Origin of the sequence: Cuneatibacter caecimuris (assembly GCF_004216775.1) — a bacterium.
Classification (GTDB): Bacteria; Bacillota; Clostridia; order Lachnospirales; family Lachnospiraceae; genus Cuneatibacter; species Cuneatibacter caecimuris.
Map to the genome: position 1 here is coordinate 1 of NZ_SGXF01000015.1, position 1703 is coordinate 1703.

The 1703-nt window shown below is 46.6% G+C and carries 1 protein-coding gene; it reads left to right on the forward strand.

Annotation, left to right across the window (positions count from 1 at the left end; genetic code table 11):
* Window positions 1-353: 353 nt before the first annotated feature.
* Complete coding sequence (ltrA, locus tag EV209_RS16185; RefSeq protein WP_130436479.1) at window positions 354-1637, forward strand: group II intron reverse transcriptase/maturase; 1284 nt, start codon at window positions 354-356, stop codon at window positions 1635-1637.
* Window positions 1638-1703 lie beyond the last annotated feature (66 nt).

The window sequence follows — 1703 nt, forward strand, 5'->3', positions numbered from 1 at the left end:
AAGGCGCTTATGGTGGGTAAGCTGGCTCAATGCAGCGAAGCCCTAAAGGTAGCCGTAACCCATGAGCGTAAATCAGGAGGGTAGACGAGGAAAGAACACGGACTTATCCCGTGAGGTCTCACAGGCGGCACCATTAGCCGTAGTAACAACGAACTGTGAGAAGTCAGCAGAAGCCATAGTAGGCAGTCTTTGAAAGCCAGAGATAAGCCAAAGGGCTGAACAACGTAATCGTGCAGACGAATGTATGTACCTGTGAATATCCGACAAGTGGATGTAGGCGAAACGTATAGGAGCCGTAAACGCGCAACATAGGAGTTATCACAGGGAGCGGAAAGGAGCGAAGCACACAAAGTATGTCAGAATTGCTGGAAAAGATACTGGACAAGAGGAACATGAACGAAGCGTATAAGAAAGTTTGTGCCAACAAAGGCGCAGGAGGCGTGGACGGCATGGAGATTGATAAACTCGACGGATATATCCGTGAGAACTGGGAAAGTATCAAAGAACAAATCAGAAAAAGAAGTTATGCACCCCAACCGGTAAGACGGGTAGAGATACCAAAGTCTAACGGAAGTAAACGGAAACTCGGAATACCGACAGTCATGGACAGAGTAATCCAGCAGGGGATAGCGCAGGTCATAAGCCTGATGTGTGAACCGCTGTTTTCAGAGAACAGTTATGGATTCCGTCCGAATCGAAGTTGTGAAATGGCAATCAGGGAAATGCTTGTATTCTTAAATGAGGGGTATGAGTGGATAGTGGACATTGACTTAGAGAAATTCTTTGACAATGTACCGCAGGATAAACTGATGAGCCTCGTACACAACATCATAAATGACGGAGATACGGAATCGCTGATACGAAAATACCTGAAAGCAGGCGTCATGATTCAGGGCAGATATGAAAAGACGGACAGAGGAACGCCGCAAGGCGGAAATCTGTCACCGCTGCTGTCAAACATCATGCTGAATGAACTGGACAAAGAGTTGGAAAAGAGAGGACTACGATTCGTAAGATATGCGGATGACTGTGTGATAGCAGTCAGAAGCGAAGCAAGTGCCAAACGTGTCATGTATTCCATTACAGACTGGATAGAGAGGAAACTCGGACTAAAGGTAAATGCGGAAAAGACGCATATCACAAGACCGAGCAAGCTGAAATATCTGGGCTTTGGGTTTTACAAAGACCCAAAGGCGAAGGAATGGAAATGCAGACCGCACGGGGAAACCGTGGCAAAATTCAGACGAACGTTAAAGAAACTGACAAACAGAAGCCAGAGCATGGCATTTGCGGAAAGGGTACAGAAGCTGAACAGGGTAATCAGAGGGTGGATAAACTACTTTGCGTTAGGCTCAATGAAAACAGCGATGAATGATATAGACGCTCATTTGCGTACAAGGCTAAGAGTAATCATCTGGAAGGAATGGAAGGTACCGTCAAAACGGCAATGGGGATTGCAGAAGCTGGGAATAGGAAAAGACCTGGCAAGAGTGACGGCATACTGCGGCAACCGCTACCAATGGATAGTGACCAAAACATGTGTAGTCAGGGCAATCTCAAAAGAAAAACTGTCACAGGCGGGGCTTGTAAGTTGCTATGATTATTACATGGAACGCCATACTTTGAAGTTATGTTGAACCGCCGTATGCCGAACGGCATGTACGGTGGTGTGAGAGGGGGATTAAATTCCCCCTACTCGATTG